General features: G+C 47.8%; 15 protein-coding genes and 1 pseudogene. 4 read left to right on the top strand and 12 right to left on the bottom strand.

Going from position 1 to position 17115, the window contains the following annotated elements; translation table 11 throughout:
* Nucleotides 1-371 precede the first annotated feature (371 nt).
* The gene (locus ACMGG1_RS07740) at nucleotides 372-1316 is read left to right on the top strand and encodes an ArdC family protein (RefSeq protein ID WP_120151007.1); all 945 of its coding nucleotides are present in this window, start codon (nucleotides 372-374) and stop codon (nucleotides 1314-1316) included.
* An 802-nt stretch (nucleotides 1317-2118) separates the two neighbouring features.
* Here ACMGG1_RS07740 and ACMGG1_RS07745 read toward each other — a convergent pair.
* Nucleotides 2119-3153, bottom strand: a complete 1035-nt coding sequence (locus tag ACMGG1_RS07745; protein ID WP_120151006.1) for an IS110 family transposase — start codon at nucleotides 3151-3153, stop codon at nucleotides 2119-2121.
* Between the two features lie 198 nt (nucleotides 3154-3351).
* Between ACMGG1_RS07745 and ACMGG1_RS07750 the strand changes: the two genes are divergently transcribed.
* The gene (locus ACMGG1_RS07750; protein WP_120151005.1) at nucleotides 3352-4218 is read left to right on the top strand and encodes a hypothetical protein; all 867 of its coding nucleotides are present in this window, start codon (nucleotides 3352-3354) and stop codon (nucleotides 4216-4218) included.
* A gap of 358 nt (nucleotides 4219-4576) precedes the next feature.
* Here ACMGG1_RS07750 and ACMGG1_RS07755 read toward each other — a convergent pair.
* A pseudogene (locus ACMGG1_RS07755) lies at nucleotides 4577-5651 on the bottom strand (IS3 family transposase).
* 40 nt (nucleotides 5652-5691) lie between these two features.
* Here ACMGG1_RS07755 and ACMGG1_RS07760 point away from each other — a divergent pair.
* Entirely contained in the window at nucleotides 5692-7683 is a 1992-nt protein-coding gene (locus tag ACMGG1_RS07760; RefSeq protein WP_120151004.1) for a DEAD/DEAH box helicase, read from the top strand.
* Nucleotides 7684-7715: 32 nt separating this feature from the next.
* On the top strand, nucleotides 7716-8318 hold the full coding sequence (locus tag ACMGG1_RS07765; protein ID WP_147419255.1) for a hypothetical protein: 603 nt from the start codon (nucleotides 7716-7718) through the stop codon (nucleotides 8316-8318).
* A gap of 298 nt (nucleotides 8319-8616) precedes the next feature.
* On the opposite strand, the gene ACMGG1_RS07770 is transcribed toward ACMGG1_RS07765, so the two are convergent.
* The 10 genes from ACMGG1_RS07770 to ACMGG1_RS07815 form a co-directional block, all read right to left on the bottom strand.
* Nucleotides 8617-8904, bottom strand: coding sequence for a hypothetical protein (locus ACMGG1_RS07770; RefSeq protein WP_120151002.1), 288 nt, complete (start codon nucleotides 8902-8904; stop codon nucleotides 8617-8619).
* 107 nt (nucleotides 8905-9011) lie between these two features.
* The gene (mobC, locus tag ACMGG1_RS07775) at nucleotides 9012-9758 is read right to left on the bottom strand and encodes a MobC family replication-relaxation protein (protein ID WP_120151021.1); all 747 of its coding nucleotides are present in this window, start codon (nucleotides 9756-9758) and stop codon (nucleotides 9012-9014) included.
* A gap of 10 nt (nucleotides 9759-9768) precedes the next feature.
* Nucleotides 9769-11643, bottom strand: a complete 1875-nt coding sequence (locus ACMGG1_RS07780) for a type IV secretory system conjugative DNA transfer family protein (protein ID WP_120151001.1) — start codon at nucleotides 11641-11643, stop codon at nucleotides 9769-9771.
* Nucleotides 11644-12390: 747 nt separating this feature from the next.
* Nucleotides 12391-12696 carry a hypothetical protein gene (locus tag ACMGG1_RS07785; RefSeq protein WP_120150999.1) on the bottom strand — a complete coding sequence of 102 codons (306 nt, stop codon included), beginning with the start codon at nucleotides 12694-12696 and terminating at the stop codon, nucleotides 12391-12393.
* A gap of 18 nt (nucleotides 12697-12714) precedes the next feature.
* A complete protein-coding gene (locus ACMGG1_RS07790) occupies nucleotides 12715-13017 on the bottom strand; it encodes a TrbM/KikA/MpfK family conjugal transfer protein (protein WP_120151020.1) in 303 nt (100 codons plus the stop codon).
* A gap of 49 nt (nucleotides 13018-13066) precedes the next feature.
* Complete coding sequence (gene virB11, locus ACMGG1_RS07795) at nucleotides 13067-14095, bottom strand: P-type DNA transfer ATPase VirB11 (protein ID WP_120150998.1); 1029 nt, start codon at nucleotides 14093-14095, stop codon at nucleotides 13067-13069.
* Nucleotides 14085-15389: a VirB10/TraB/TrbI family type IV secretion system protein gene (gene virB10 / locus ACMGG1_RS07800; RefSeq protein WP_120150997.1), complete on the bottom strand. Its 1305-nt coding sequence runs from the start codon at nucleotides 15387-15389 to the stop codon at nucleotides 14085-14087. Before virB10 ends, virB11 begins: the two co-directional genes overlap by 11 nt.
* A complete protein-coding gene (gene virB9 / locus ACMGG1_RS07805) occupies nucleotides 15386-16273 on the bottom strand; it encodes a P-type conjugative transfer protein VirB9 (protein ID WP_414161450.1) in 888 nt (295 codons plus the stop codon). The genes virB10 and virB9 overlap by 4 nt, the downstream gene beginning before the upstream one ends.
* Complete coding sequence (locus ACMGG1_RS07810) at nucleotides 16273-16956, bottom strand: virB8 family protein (RefSeq protein WP_120150995.1); 684 nt, start codon at nucleotides 16954-16956, stop codon at nucleotides 16273-16275. Before ACMGG1_RS07810 ends, virB9 begins: the two co-directional genes overlap by 1 nt.
* Nucleotides 16949-17089, bottom strand: a complete 141-nt coding sequence (locus ACMGG1_RS07815) for a hypothetical protein (protein WP_009635182.1) — start codon at nucleotides 17087-17089, stop codon at nucleotides 16949-16951. The genes ACMGG1_RS07810 and ACMGG1_RS07815 overlap by 8 nt, the downstream gene beginning before the upstream one ends.
* Nucleotides 17090-17115 lie beyond the last annotated feature (26 nt).

Consider the following 17115-nt stretch of genomic DNA (forward strand, 5'->3'; position numbering starts at 1 on the left):
TCCCTAGAGTTCTTTTGAAGATAAGCATATTTTGCCAAAAATGTCTTGTGGTTACGAGAACGATTGAAGCGTGCTTAACAAAAAACCATAAGATTTGGATGAAATAGAGGAATCTCAATAGATAGAATCATTGAAAACTTCATTTCCCCCCGCTGAGTAAAGGGCTCTACGTCCGGCTATGCAGGGTCAGATTTTTTCTCCTGTGCGCTTTTCGTTCCCGTATCTGCTTCCGGTTAATCGTTTCCCAACACAACCCGTCCCGCAAGGGTAAATGGCACGCATTCTGCGCCCTTGCAGGCCGGAACGATGCCGGGAAAGCGAACCGTCAGGCGATACGAAGACGAAAATCACACCACTGACGGAGAAAAACAATGACTATTTCCTTGCATACCCAGGCTAGCGCCCCTAACACCGCAGCGGTGACCAGCGTATCCCCGCTGGACCCGTCAGGCTGCCCAAAAACGAAATTTTCCAAAACCAAAACTGATATTTATCAAACCGTCACTGACAGCATCATTGCGGCACTGGAAACTGGTGTTAAACCCTGGGCGTGTCCGTGGCAGCGTACCCCCGGTATGTCTGGTTTGCCGTCCAATTACGCAACTGGCATGGCATACGGTGGAATGAATATCATGTTGTTGTGGATCAGTGCGTCAGAACAGGGATTCAATGATTCGCGGTGGATGACCTACAAACAGGCAAAAGCGGAAGGCGGTCAGGTACGTATGGGAGAACACGGCACTACCGCCATTTTCTATACCACACTGGAAAAGGAAAATGACGACGGAGAAACTGACTATATCCCGATGCTGAAGACGTTCACCGTGTTTAATGTTGAGCAAATTGATGGGTTGCCTCTGAGTGACGAAGCAGTTTTCCCGGCAGAGACCTTTGAGCCGATACCGCAGGCGGAAGCGCTTTTCCGTAACAGTGGTGCAACCATCATTGAGAAGGGACAGAACGCCTTTTTCGCACCATCAACCGACGAAATCCATTTACCGGACCGTCGTCTTTTTAGCGATGCCGCCAATTTCTACGCTACGGGCCTGCATGAGCTGATTCACTGGAGCGGGGGAAAAATTCGCCTGAATCGTGAAATGAAAGGGAAGTTTGGCAGTGAGGGGTATGCGTTTGAAGAGTTGATCGCCGAGTTGGGAAGCGCGTTCCTGACGGCAGATTTGGGGATTACTGGAGAGGTTCAGCATGAAAGCTATATCGCTTCCTGGCTGAAAGAACTGAAGAACGACAAACGCTATATTTTCAAGGCCGCTAGTGCAGCATCGAAAGCGCATCGTTATTTAATGGATAAGCTTTGAGTGGGAATGCACTGCAAAGGAATGGGGCTTTGCGTGAACGGGGCTTTTAAAACAGTAACGCTGTAGGAACATGAGTGAGGCGGAGCGCAGGCAGGGCGAGCACCGAACAGTCATGTTCCTGCAGTGGAATTAAGACAACCCCGAGGAGGGATTGATGTGTAATTACTCCATGTGGTTAACTGCATTAGCTCATATCGCCGTTTGGCTTTCTCGTACTGCACACAGCCATATATGGCAGTCAGTTAAGAGCGAATAGCGGAAATTCTCGCATAGATAATAAAGGCATGGCTAACATTGACAGGTGTTGATCTGCGGATAACTGGTCAGCTAGCTAAACTACCTACTACACACTTCAAGATACAATCGATGTGCCTTGAGAGAGCCAACGGCGGTCCCGATAAACAGCGCTCGGTTATACGATGCAGAAGTCATTTCGATATCGCTCACATGATCATAAAAGTGCTAAAATTCTGGCAGTTTGCCAGTAAACCTCATGCTGGCTGAATATGTTAGGCCAGCATAATTCAGGGAAACATCTAAAGTGGTGGCCAGTTTTTGCTGACCATATATGGACGCCCCGGGTGTTACAAGTACTGGTTCGATACGGTTTGCGACCATATATCCGGCGTCGTTAGTGGGTTAATTTACCCGCGCCATGATGTTATCCGAGCCCTGTTTCCTTATCACTACACCGGTATATGATTACCCAGGTCAACTTCAGGCTGTTACAGGGACGGTAGCCGTTTTCTCATCAGTGCCTGCAAACTCAGTTAAATAAGTTTCTGTAAATTGCTGTTTTTAGCTAATTCATCGCAACGGCCTTCTGCATATTAAAATCAACCCCATCGGTCAGCACACGCCAGATAATTCTCGTCAGTTTATTCGCCAGTGCAACCGTGGTTTTCAGGAACCCCCGACGAGCTTCAAGCCTTTGCAGCCAAAGGCCCAGACTGTCATCGCGCTTTTTCATACAGCGCATTACAGACCGTGCTCCATGGATGATTAATGTTCTGAGACTACGATTGCCATTTTTTGTCACGGAGGATAATCGTTGCTTGCCTCCCGAACTGTGCTGCCGGGGAACCAGGCCACACAAGGCTGATAACTCTCTGCCGCTGGAAAATTGCCCTGCATCCACTTCACTGATAAACGCTGCCGCGATGACCGGGCCGACTCCCGGAATAGTTAACAAATGGCGATAGGCAGCTTGTTGTGAAGACAATGCAGCAATTTCCTTATCCAGTCCGGAGACGCGTTCATTCAGCGCCTGCATGTCTTCCCGCAATGTAGAAAGTAAACGGCGGACAGTGAACGTTAACTCATTCGACGCGTCTTCCATCAGTTCAGGCAGGTGCTGCTGGAGGCACTGGATCCCGACAGGGATAATGAGACCATATTCAGCGAGCAGAGAACGAAGCTGGTTAGCCAGCGCCGTTCTTTGCTCAACCATGAGCTGACGAGTATTTCGCAGCGCTTTGATATCCTGCTGCTCAGCAGTTTTGACCGGAACAAAGTGGATGCCAGGGCGGAGTGCTGTTTCACAAATCGCCAGCGCATCATTAGCATCGTTTTTCTGGCTTCTGACAAAGGCTTTAACGTGCTGGGCAGGTATCAGTCTGACGCTGTATCCCATCGTTCTGAAGGTTCTGCCCCAGAAGTGCGAAGTAGAGCATGCCTCCATCGCGATAAGCGTTCCGGGCTCGAAGTGTCGAACGCAATCCAGCAATTTTGAACGGGAGATCTTCTTGTTATATGCAATTGAACCATCAACCATCCAGACGCATACCTGAAAAACAGATTTGGCAATGTCGATACCAACAACTCTGATTGTGTTCATGTGATATCACTCCTGAATTAATTGCAGTCAATAGAGTATGGCACTGGCTACTTCAGGGAGGGGCGTCCATAACATCACTACAAAAGGTATTAGTGAGCAATGATGGTAAAAGACTTGAGGAGATAGTATTATTTAGCCTATTAATTTAATATTAGACACAAAAATACCACTCAACTAAATTCGAAAAAAGGAATTAATGTGAAAAATTCGGTAAAAGATATTTTTGGTCTGCCCGGAGAAATATACCCCCCAATAATTCAAGATCTACTTGAGGGTTCTTATAATAAAAACTATCAGTTTTTAACCTCCAATGACTTTAAGTTATTGAGCGAGATTGATTCAAACTATGTGTATTGGATTGAGATATTGTATCGCTCACATTGGGCAGCGACCTCCAATCTCATCAGGCATGATAAATGGTTCGAACTTTGCCATAACAGCTCGGTCATCAACCCAAATTACATTGCTTTTTGTTCTGGCCTCAGAGGTATCCTTGAGTGTGCGACCGATACATACGATGCCTTAGCCAGTGTGCCCCTCACTATGGCGCAAGCATCAAGCCATATTGAAGATGCGCTTCTGCGTCGTCCAACACTGAATCGAGTAGAGAGCAAGGAGTTGGAAGATAGCCTGATTCATTTCGCTTTTGCACGTAAGTTAACAAAGCACGAAGATGCACCTAAGAGTCACAAAGCAAAAACAGCTAGCGATTATATTGCTCCGTTGGATAGCGAGGGCCTTCCCCTCAAAAATCTATATGCTGAACTTTGTCAAGTTGTACACCCTGCTCACCAGTCTACTGCGTGGTTGGTCGGTGTTGAAGAGCAGTATTTCAAGATTCAGAGACCGGATGATCTAGCGTTTATACTATGTTTATGTGAACGTTATAAGGAATGCATTGAGTACATCCAGATGTCCTCGGTAAATGCAAGCATTTTTATATTCAAGGTTCTTAATATGCTATCGTGTCCTGAGTTACACAATTCTTCCGCTGATAAATATGATATGTCCAATAGTCCGATGCACAAGAAAATTGAGACCGCAATTCGGATGAAGTATGCGTAAGTTATGGTCTGTACGTATAAGATAAGCTATGAGTCGATGCAGGTTAAATGATTACTCCTACTGTCTGCTTTTGGCACGGGGCGGACAGTCTCGGTGACATCAAGGACAGCTTTGAGCGAAAAGCAGACCTGACGAAATCATTGATTCCAGCCCACTCTGAAAGTAAACCTAGTGTTGCATCGGCCCGTTGAACCCACAGCGAGAAGCGGAAGTTAAATGGTTAGACGTTAGCATCGACTTACACAAGCCCAACCCAAGGCGGCAGCTTTATATTTTTAAGATGTTCCTCCTCAACGACAAACGCCAAGCTGTAACGAGCTCGGGTATGACCCTGGTCCAAAATCAGTACAGTGCTAAATCAGAGATCTTCATCTTTCTGGATACTTCGGATAAATTCCGCCGGAGTCATGTCATTTAATGATGAATGGGTTCTCTCATGATTATATTCCCTGCGCCAGTTGTCGAGTTTGTCCTGTGCATCTTCCAGTGACAAAAACCAGTGAATGTTCAGACACTCATCCCGCAGACTTCCGTTAAATGACTCAATATACGGGTTATCTGTCGGCTTGCCGGGTCGGGAGAAGTCCATCGTGACACCGTGTTCATACGTCCATTTATCCAGACTTTTCGAGATAAACTCACTGCCGTTATACGTCTGAATACGTACCGGCAGGCGCTTATCCAGCACCCGCAGCGCTTCCATTACACTGACCACAACCTCACCCTTCAGTGATTTTCCGTCATGGATCGCCAGACATTCCCGACTAAAATTATCCACTACAGTCAGCGCCCGGAAGTGCCGTCCGTTAAACAGACGATCCGACACGAAGTCCATACTCCAGTACTTATCGATGTGCGTCAGGGGCGGACGCTGCGGACGGTGTGCCGCACTGATATGTCTGTGGGGACGTTTCCTGCGCAGATTCAGGCCTTCCAGATAGTAAATCCGGTGTGTTTTCTTATAGTTTATCAGCCAGCCTTCCCGTCGCAGCAGGACATGAATGCGCGGACGTAGCGTATTCGTGTTTCCGCAATTTCCCTGATGCGCAGGGTTATTGCCCGATCATCACGCCGACTCTGCCAGTGATAGACAGTTCTGCTCAGTATCAGCAACCCGCATCCCCGACGGACACTGATGCGATAAGCCTCACGCAGAAAATGTACCGCCTGGCGCTTCTGAGCCGGCCTCAGAACTTTTGCTTCAGCACCTCCTGCAGCATCTCCTTGTCCAGACTCAGAGCGGCCACCAGTTTCTTCAGCCGCTGATTTTCATCTTCCAGTTGCCGCAGACGGCGCAATTCTGTCACACCCAGACCGGAAAATTTCTTCTTCCAGTTGTAAAAGGTGGCCTCAGAAATGCCCATCTTTCTGCATATACTTGGTTGGAAGTTCCCTAAAATTGTTAGATAATAACTTATAGGTTTATCCACCACTTACGGTGGTTACTATTAACATTATCAGGTGACTAGCAGCATGCCAAATAGTTTATTTTATAATCATATAGAAAAGAGTGAATTGAATACAAATGTTATTCAAAATATCGAGGAGTATGCTGAACAAAACCCAACTGAACAGTTATACTTAATAACAGCTCCATTAGGTGAAAACAAATATAGTTACTCTTATTCAGAAAATACTATAGTAATACTTTCACCAAAGCACAAAATAATATTCATTGATTTAAAAAATGATGAAGATGAATTTGATGAATATTACGAAGATTTTATGGAGGATGTTAACTCTATATCTGATAAATATAGATATCAAAAACATATAGGAAGAGCTCGAAAATTAAAAGAAGGTTTCACGAGCCAGGTTACGCTAGATAACGACTTTGATTGCTCAGAAATTTTGAAAGAGAATCAACTTGATGAGGCTGACTATAGAAAGTGTGAGCTTTTGATATCATTAATTACGGGTAGTATAAATAATATAGATAAGGTCGGAGTTGAAACTCCAACAACGCTTCTTGAAAAAGTAAAGCATAATATAATTTTATTTGATGGTGAGCAAACTCGATTTATATACAAGCAACTACCAAATAAAAGAATATCAATCCAAGGTTTGTCTGGCACTGGTAAAACCGAGCTTTTAATGCATAAACTAAAAGAAATATATGCATCGGAAGATAAGATTAAAATTTTCTTTACGTGTCATAATAAAGCATTATCTCATACACTGAAAGATAGGATTCCAACGTTTTTTGACTTTATGAAAGTCGAAAAACAAATCAAATGGAATAATGAGTTGTGGGTTGATAGGGCGTGGGGTTCTAAGCAAGATAAAGACTCTGGGTTATATAGTTATATCTGTGATTTTTATGGAATTTCTTTTTCAAGGTGGAGCAAAAACACTAGTTACCATGAGATTTTTTCTAAGGCATTAATTGAAATTAATAAAATTGAAGACTTAGAATATGCATTTGATTATATTTTAATTGATGAAAAACAAGACTTTCCTGAAGTATTTTTTGAGTTGTGTGAAAAGATTACTAGACACAAGGTATACGTAGCTGGTGATATTTTTCAGGATATTTTTGAAAATAACATCAAGAAAGAAGTTGAAAATGTCGACTATGTACTTAACAAATGTTACCGAACGGCACCTCGGATTTTAATGTTTGCACATGCTATTGGAATGGGGCTTTTTGAGGAAAACAAACTCAATTGGTTAGAAGATAGTGAGTGGGAAAGTAGTGGTTATACTATCAATAAAGCAAACAAAGAAGTGACACTCTCTCGTGATTCTATTCGGAGGTTTGAGGATTTAGAAGAGACAAAAATATCGAACATGAATATCATGAAACATATAAATGAGTCACAAGTTATTGATATTTTAAAGCATATTAAAAATGATAATCCGACGGTAGAATCAAATGATATTGCTATAATCATGTTAGATAAAGATAATTACATCTATGATTATATAGATCGTTTAGAGTTTAAAATTAGAACTGAGCTTAAATGGGATGTTAATAAAGCAGTAGAGACTAAGAAAAAAATACCCAATCAATTGTTTATTTCAAATGTTAATAATGTCAAAGGATTGGAATTCCCTTTTGTTATTTGTGTGACAAAGGAAATTAAAGATAATTATACATATAGAAATAGTCTTTACACAATGTTAACCCGTTCATTTCTTCAGTCTTACTTGTTGGTTGAAAAGTATGAAAAAATCCAATGCCAACTTGATGGTTTAGATATAATTAATACACAAGATGTAATTAAAACAAAAGAGCCAAGTAGGGAAGAAAAAGAAAGAATACAGAAGCGTATTGTTAAGGTTAAAAGTCAATCTAACGTCTCCTTCTATGATTTTATTAATGATATTTTAACAAGAGAAGGGATTGAAAAGAAATATTGGAAGAAATTCATCCAGTCTTTACCTGAAAGTTATAAAGACGATTTTGATGAGGATGGGATTGTTGAATTTATTAACGATAACAAAAAGTACTACTGCAGATGATTGAGTACTCATTTGATATAGATGAATCTTATATGGATAGATTTTTTAAGCCGATTAAAAATAAAATCCAGATAATAGAACTATTGATGAATAGTATTAAGTATATGCTTATCAATCCGACAATTAAAGAAAGCAACGCTAAGGGTAAGATTATAGTTAGAATTGATAAAATGAGTAGAATATTTTTTGTGAAATCTGATAAATATTTCTCAATTATGTTCCCATTTTACATTAAGAAAAATGAAGGCTACTCATTCAAATTTAGAAACGAGATGGAAGTTGATAATCGAATTACATCTGAGGTTATATCATTAATAAATGAGCCGAGTTTTTATAGTGGCTGTAGCTTGGAATTTATTGAGAAAATATCCTTATATCAAGAGGATAGTTGTAATGAGAATTATTGGAGTTTTTTGAGAGAGTTACTCATGATGGAAGATGGATATTTAAGGTATGACTATGATAGGATTAACTATGAAAAACATGGTAAAAAAGACATACATCCCTTGCATCACTACGACTTATTTTATGGTAGCAATTCTACTTTTAAAATTGGATTGAGACGAAAAATATCAGAGGAAGATTTTTTAGACTTGCTGAACATAAAAACAGATTGTAAGTTTATTAATTGTTAGAATATACGGAGGGAGGGGCATTATCCTGTCACCGATTGAATTAGCTATATTTGTTAATTTTCTGGTGCAGGGGTACCCCCCCCGAAAGAACAATGCAGGAATAAGTAGAATTTTCCTCTAACCTGAATGCAGCGGGATTTCTATGAAATTATCACGTTCACCGGCAGCCAGATAATTTCCATTTTCATTCACACCGATGAGGTACTTAAACTTGGTCATCAATTTCCGCTCTTGGCACAAAGCTGCCTGTCAGATTAGGTTTGGCTCTATGTCGTAGTTGTGACAGGTCAAAGGCGAGCTAATACAAATTATCGGTATCTTTCTGAAGCGTCTGAAGGCGCTGTTCCAGGCTATCTAGTCTTTCTTCAATATCATGACTCTGCTGCTCAATATCTTCCAGCGTTTCTGACAGAACATCGCGTAGCAGCACAAAATTTGCGTTCAGGGCGTACACAAAATCGTGGCCGCGTTCCAGTAATGCTTCGCGCGGTATGTCGTGCAATGCCAAATGCGTCATCCATGTCACCAGCGCTTTTGCGCTCATTTCAGTCAGTACGTCCGAAAGTCGGTCAGTTTCTCTGTTCATTCTGGTGTCCTGTCTGTTCTGATGTTGGGTGAGTATTTCGGGAGGGCATGATTTCAGGTCATTGCGCTGTTGGTGGGCGGGTTGAGACTGTCAGTGATACAGAAAAACTATAGGCAGTGGCCTATATCGAGCCGTTGCAGCTCGTCGAGCGTGTAGATGCGGAACACATTCCGGTGGCGGGTTTCCAGCGGGATGTGCTGATGGTTAACGATGACGTGCCTGATGCTGTCAAACAGCCTTTCAAGGCCGCGTTTTTTCTGCGGGTCCGGCACGATATAAAAAACGTAAATCCAGTCTTTACGGGTCCGGGCCAGTAAATGGCTGGCGATGATCGACTGGTAGCGGGCTTTGGTTTTCAGGCGGCGCTCGGTCTCTATGGCGATCACGGGGCCACCGGGGAGGGTGATCAGCCCGTCGGGCCGGTGACTGACCTGATAACGGCTGAGGAAGGTCGTGCGATCGCCGTTTATCCACCCGTATGCGCCTTTTTGCTCAAGGATGATGCGGGCTGCCTGATTATCTAGGTGGTGCTCCAGCGTCCAGCCGGTAATTTTTGACGGCTCAAACCGTGCCGGGAAAAGCACGTCATCAGGTGTTAACACAACGGCTATCCCGTCACTGGTTATTCCCCACAATGAAATTTTCATGGTGCGCGATACCAGGACGTGCTTTTGTATTAAGCCCATTCCCTCGACTTTTGAAAGCAGGGAATACAGCGATTTATGATCCCTGAAGCCAAACAGCAGCATCAGCGTTTTAAAATCACTGTACGTTTCTTCTTTCAGGAAATTCAGTAGTCGTTGTATTTTTTCGCGGTGTCGCGTCTGGCGTTCGCTATATGCGGTGATCAGCATCATTCCCCCTTTAAAAATCCAGCAATGATGGGTTTTCCTCTTTATCGGTGTTCGGTGTTGTTGTGTCTTCTTCGTCCGTATTATCAAAAAAAAGATCGGGTCGCGTTGTGGTGATATCCGTCTTTGATGCGGGTCCGGGGGAAGTTTCCTCCTCGTTAAAATTCAGGGTGATATTTACCGTTGCGGCGGTGGCGGCAATCGCGGGCGACACGGCGCAGATCTCCAGTTCGCGTTTTTTCACCCTGATGGGCGAAATCAGCGAAGCAGCCGGGAGTGTTTTTGTCGTGAAGATGAAGCTGACAAAATCGGGTAGGTTCAGGATCATATTGCTGTCGGTAAAGAAACGCTCTGCCTGCCTGATGGTGCGTTCACTGTCGATAGTCTCTGTCAGCACGGCATCGGTTTTGGCTTTGCGGACCTCATCATCGACTAATATAGTGCCTGACATCCTTGCCACCCATTCAGCAGTGTCCGGATCCATGACACGATAAACCAGTTTGAATTTGGCGTTCTCAACGACCGCGCCGACAACGGCGTCACCTTTCAAATCTGCCGGGCAGTCTTTTAAATCGGCAATCGACTGATGGTCCATAATAATATGCACGCCTTTATCCCGCGCCGCGCCTAAACCCTCCAGCGCGGGCCTGGATAAATGGTATTTCAGTTCGGAAAGATAAATAGCAATGGGGCGGGGCACGTCTTTCACTCTCTCGCGCCTTTCTGCCAGCTGGTACAGGCGAACCAGCAGCATGCGCTGCGCGGTAATGATTTTGCTGTTGCGCATTGAGCCAATCACATAACAGCAACCGCCTTCCTCAAATATCGTATTAAGCGAAAATCCGGTGGGCGCATTGATGGCATTGAGTAAGGCAAGTTCTTCAATTTTCCCGAAGAAGGCTTTTATCTTATCGGCAATACCCTGAACGTAGTCGCCGTTATACACATCCCGAATGGTTGAGGAAGTATTACGGTTGACAAACTGCGCGGCTATCCGGGCGGCTTTCCGGTCGTCAATGCGATAAAAGTCCGACTCCTGACCTTTCTCTGCCAGACTGAAACCGGCAACAAAAAGCTCTTCCAGTTCATCTGCATTAATCTCTTCAATCAGGTTTAACTGGTATGCCTGTTTCCTTAGATCAATTAAGGCAAAGGGTTTGCCTGCATCCTCGCAGGCCTTGCGGTAAAGGTGGGGGGCCCATTCATCATCCTTGGGGTCCATAACAAAAACGCCTTCGCCGGCCAGAATGCTTTGATATAGTAATATGCCGGTGGCCACCCCTTTACCAGCTCCGGTGGTGCCGATAATATCCGCGTGTTGTTTTTGCCAGTCCTTTAACGGCAGGTACATCGGCTGAATATCGCGGTCCATGCCAATAAATAACCCTTTGTTCAGGTCGATATAATCCAGCGGGTCATAATGCAATGTTTCCGGCAGCAGGGATTTCACTGTACGGACATCCGTGCGTAATTCCCGCTCAAGCGCGGTTTTTCTGACGAGGCGCTTCTTTATTTTATCCAGTTCGGGGGTTAATGCTCTGCGCAGCAGAATATGAAAAATAAAGCCGGCAATAGTAAAGGAAATAAGCACCGGCCAGGTTAACACGGGGACGCTGGCGATGACCCGCCCTTGATAAAACCACTGGAAAATCCAGATAACAACCGGGGCCATCGTACCGGAAAGAAAACACAGCAGGGAAAAAGCAATCATCAGCTTTTGCCACAACGGGGCTTTTTGCCGTTCATCGCTTTTCATCGACGCGAAAAACGGCATCGTCAGCCCCGATAACAGCGCCAGCATCATCTGGTGCTGTTGCATACAAGCAATGAAGCTCAGCGCGCCATTCGCTATCGGCGACAGTGAAACGGCCAGCTTATTCAAAATCACGATGCCTCCTTCGTCAGCAGTTCGCCCCATGACATCGCCCCATCAGTTCGCCCCACGGGGTCGGGCGAAAAGGCGGGGCGAACGTCAGGGACGAAGAAGGTGGCCGCTGTGCGGCCATGTGCAGGAAAGCATGCTTCCCTGCACGACACGGCATGCGCCAGTACATGCGGGCTGGATGCCCTTATGATATGTCGCATGGGGGTAATGTCGTGGCTGGACGCCGCGCCAAAACCCCCAACGTCAACGGCGGCACACCGTCGCCCGCTACGCGCGACCACCCCCTTTAAGACGGTCGCTTTCGCCTTTTTCTTCCCTTTGCTCGTGCCTCGCAGCGGGAATAAAAGGGAAGCTGACCTTTAAAGAGGGTGGTCGCGCCACGCTACCGGCTTTTGGCCGGAGACTTAGCCGCGACGGTGTGCGGGGCTGTGCCCCCCAAATAAACCGCTGTCGTGGGCGACAGCTTTTCGCTCGCTGGGGCGGCGAAATTTATTCGGCTCCCCCCGGCCGGCAAAATCCGCGTGGGCGCGGCTGTTTGCCGGTGAGGCGCGGTGCCTGAACTATTTTCGCTCCTTAACCCGCGAAAATAATTCTGTCCGCTGCCTCATTTTTACGGCCCCATTTCTTCACGCCTTAATCCGCGAAAAATGTGCCGGGCCGTAAAAACCTGAAAACCGCCACGCCTTTAGCCGGACTCGGCTAAAATATTTGGGCACTATAGGAGACCTGCGAATAAAACTAAGGCAGGGATTAATAGTGGCTCTCACGGACTTCCCTGATGATGTTGGAATAACACTGACGACTTTCTTTAATGCTGGTTTCATCCAGTGTAAACCCACGCCGGTTAGCTTCCTCTGTCAGCGTTATTCTGTCAGTGGCGTTCAGTGTTTGCAGTAATTGCAATAACCGGCATATAACCCGGTAGTGATAAATTTCATAATAAAGGCCGCATCCGTGCATCGCCTCATTCTCAAGGTGATCAATAACGCAGGCTGCGCGCATGGAATCCCCGCGCTGATGTGTCCAGGGATGCTGAATAAAACCCAGTTTGGTCATAAAGATAACCTCCGCTAATTAACTACGCACGCGGCCAAATTTACTGATTATCTGGCTGATAATTGCCGGGTCTGCAGATTTACATTCAAGTAAAAATGATTTTCTGGCATCGGCAGTATGGTCCGGCAGAAAACCGTGCTTGTTCTTTTTGACGATATTAAAGAATGCACGTTCAGCAGAATGGCATTCATTGCCGCCGCCGTTCCCGGTGGCTTTACCGTACATGCATAACACCACTTCACAGGCGTCAGCGGCCATGACGGAGGTGGAATATGACGCCATAATGCAGAGCAATAATGCGGAAGATATTGTTTTTTTCATTTCGGTTACCTTCATATTTAAACGAGGGTTGCGTAATTCGATAAGTTATTTATTGAAGCCCTTTACTGAATACACCTCTCATGTCTTTGAGATGAAGGGGTTTAAAATAAATATCACTCATGCGGCGTATGTCACCGTGAATATCAATGCTGACTATCACATCAATGCTCTTAAGCACCTTGCGTAACAGCACGTCGAAAGGCATGTTCCGGCAGTCAGGGTTTTCATAGCAGCGGTCAATTAACCCTTCAATGCATTCTTCCGGGCTGCCCGCATGCAGGGAAGTCATTAATCCCTCATGCCCGGAACCGACGATTTTCAGCGCATCCCAGGCTTCTTGTCCGCGAATTTCAGCCAGTAATATCCGGTCAGGGTTCATACGATAATTGGCGCGTATCAGTCTGCCGGGCGTGACAATGGCATTATCCCCGGCATCCGCCGGATAAAAGAGATGGACATAGTTGGTGTGGTGATAGAACCGGATTTCGGGATTATCCTCGATGGTGGTCAGCCTGAGGTGCCGTGGAATAGAGTGCAGCAGCGTTTTCATATAGGTGGTTTTACCGGAGCCGGTTTCACCGACGATAAAAATCGTCTTGCCGTATTCCACCGCTTTTTCCATAAAGCGGGGAATATCCTCACTCTGATAGTAGCGGGTCAGTTCAACATCTTTGCCTTCCGTTCGCTCCTTACCGGTCACCCGGTTATAAAATCCCGCATCAATCCATGACTGATGCGTTTTCTGCCCGAATGAGGGCTTGCGCAGCGTAATGGATACGGTATTACGCTCACAGGCCGGGGGAATAATGGCCTGAATGCGCTCGCCTGACTCGAGCGTGGCGGAAAGGATCGGCGAGGTGTCGTCGATATTATCGTCCTGCCACGACGCCAGCGCTCTGGCAAAGGCGTAACACTGACGCAGCGTAATCGGGGCTTCATGTCTTCGCCATTTCCCCCGGATTTTGGTATGCAGTTCACCCGGCCGGTTAACGGCAATTTCCGTCAGGCCGTCCTGCGCAATAAACTCACCAAACAGCTGGTTTTTCATAAAATCCAGCGACAGGTTTTCAGCGTTCATACCACCTCTTTTTCAGTCGTAGCTGCCAGACGGATGAGAAATCAATATCGGTGCCGGTCATGATGCCGATGACATCACCCTGATTCAGGTACAGGGTGGGCGGGATATTGATGCTGTTGTCCAGCGTCGTTTTGGCCATTTCCGCCGTGGCGGCGCGGGTGTTTTCGGTGTAGTCGGTATTGCGGTCTTTACCCGGGGCAGCATCTGACGCTGCCGCTGCCACGTCCTGCACCGCACTGAGCATCAGGGCATTGCCGAAGCGCTCCCAGAAGTGATTGTCGATCCAACCTGAGATCCCCGCCTCGCCAAGCGGGCCGCTGGCCTGCGTATTGCTGAGCGGGATTTGCAGGCTGCCGGGCTCAGGCGTACGCAGCTCCGTCCACAGCACAAACATCCGGCTGCGTCCGTGTTGCAGCGCCCCGGTGCGGTAGATGCCACGTGCGACCGTTCCCGCCGGGATCAGCGTCACATGGTTGCTGGCGCTGTAAACATCTTCACTGACCATGCAGGAAATATGCCCCGCGACATCGGACACGAAGCGCCACATCATCGAACACGGGATATAGCGGTCCACCGGGATATAGAGATCAGGATCGAGGCCCAGCCGTCTGACGCCGGTGACACGGGCGACGCCCGGATTGTCGTTGTTACCCGTTTCCGGCGCGGCAGTCTCCGGGCAGCGCAGGTTGCCATCCTTTCCCCTGGTCAGTACTGATGGACAGGATGTGTATGTCGTGGATGATGACGGACTGTTGGACGTTTCTGCGTGGCTACGCGTTTCACCCGGGGACGTGCGTGCAGTATCACCCGGCATTGTTCGGGCGTTGTTCAGCCCGTCAGCCAGTGCGGCTGCCTTGTTCAGGGCGGGTGGGGCTGGTGGCAGGGTGGGTGCGGGAGTGACGGCCTGGCGGGCAGGGTCTGTTTCGTCCTGTGTGTGCGGCCCGAACAGGCCAAACGGGTTACTGTCCATGCCCAGATTTTGACGCTCCTGCAGCGTCTTCCCGGCGGAGGGCGGCGGCGCGGTGTCGGCTTCTTTCTCATTACCCCCTTTCAATGCACTGAAAAGACGATCGCCGCCGGATGCCAGGACGATCACCAGAGTCAGACTCAGCAGGCTGACGATCAGCGTGCGGCGACCGGATACCTTACGAAAACGGGTCACTTCCGGCTGGCCGGGGGGTGTTTTCTGCTCCGGCTCCTGATACGCCATTGCCGCCCGGGCGCGTTCGCGGGCTTCCGCTTCCCGCTCTGCGGTGGTTTTTTCCGGTTCGTCCGGGACAGGTTTATCGGTCATTTCGCCTCCAGCGTAACGGACGGTGAAACAGTGTCGCTGCGGGTTATCGGGATGCGCCCGAATCCGTCGTTTTCGATCCCCACCACCGAGGTGCCGTAACGCAGCACCAGTTGTGGCGCTGCCGGCACCACCATCACGGTGTAATTACCCTGCTTAACTGTCCGGGGCGTGAGCGCCTGCTCCCGTCCGTTAACCACCCGGAAAAAGGAAGGCAGGGTTCTGAGATGCGAGAATCCGAGCCAGGTGAAGCGGCCATCGTCCCAGGCAAAATCTGGTGCGATGGAGATCGAACCGGCGGCGACCCGTTTGGTGTAGCGCCAGTTGCGTGGCGTGCTGGCCTGTCCGAATGCCGCTGCTATCTTCTGCTTCTCCTGTCTTTCACGCTGCTGCGCCTGACGCGCGGCGCTGGCGGCGGCGGATTGCTGGCGAGCCTCGGTCGGATAGTGGTAACGGATAACGAACGCCTGTGCGGGGGAATCGTGATCCAACACGTTCAGCTCCAGACTGTAATCACGCTTTGAGGTCACCACGAAGAGGTTGGTCTTCCAGTCCTTCGCCGTGGGCAAAAATACCTGGCTGACGTTGTTGCCGCTGGCGTCCGTCACCGGCTGGGTGATGGGGTTCGGGCTGACGCCCACCCGGTTATCACTTTTCGTCACCGTCCAGCCTTTGGGAAAGCCCGCTTGCGCGTCAATCACAGTTTCATCGTCGTCAAACAGCAGCGTGGTGACGTAGCCGGGGCGGGTGTTCACCACGGTGGCGTTCTGGCTGTTATACGATACGTTCTGCATCCGGCTGTCATAGCCGCTGCCGCGCGGGGTGGCGGCGCTCCATGCCGCGCATGACGCGAGTAAGCCTGTCAGGAGCAGGGTGTTTTTCAGCATCATTCGCTCCTCAGTTCTTTATCGCGCTGGTAGCTGGTGACGATAAAGCCCAGCGGGTTCACTTCACGCTGGCTGTCTGTCAGTTGCTGATGCGGGACATAACGGTAAGTGAGGCGGATATTCCAGAAATCCGTTTTCACTGAATTATCAGTAATACGGCGAAGGGTGCGCTTAATACGCAGTGTTGCCAGGTTATCCGGTCCGGTGGCAGGCGCATGCACATTAGAAATAATGTCGATATAGACGACATATTCGGCTTTATTAAAAATAACGTCCGGAGCCTGGTCGCCGTTAAACCCGTCCAGATAATCCCGGTTCACGCTGTCGCTGTTAAATAACTGTATGTCGTCGTAATCACGTTGGAGGGAGAAATAATTATACCCTTCGCGGAGTCTGACATAGTGTGCCGCCAGTGAATGGGCCAGCGCTTTTTCAGACGCAATATCCCTCTCTTTAATGCGGGTCATATACTCATAACGACCGGTCTGTTTATCCACCGACCACAATTCAATGTCAGTGGTTTTCAGCGGCAGCAGAATAATAATGGCCGTAATTGCCAGCGCAGCCAGAATCAGCCCGGCAGCGGCCACCCGCCAGGCGGTTTTGCGGGAACGCTCTTCCTTTTCCAGCAGGATGGATTCAAAAGAGCGCGAGACATTGATGATGTTCTGAATATCAGACATGGTGAGTCAGCTCCTGGATCATGGCGGGGGAATTAACCGGCTGGGGATCGCCGGACACCGGCGGGAGGTCGCCCTGATGCTGCGCGCAGCCAGTAAGCGCGCACAGCACCAGAAGCAAGATGCTGAATTTCATGGAAGCCTCTTATCGGATTAATGCAG

This window comes from Serratia sp. BNK-12 (assembly GCF_047456085.1).
In the GTDB taxonomy this organism is placed as follows: Bacteria; Pseudomonadota; Gammaproteobacteria; order Enterobacterales; family Enterobacteriaceae; genus Serratia; species Serratia liquefaciens.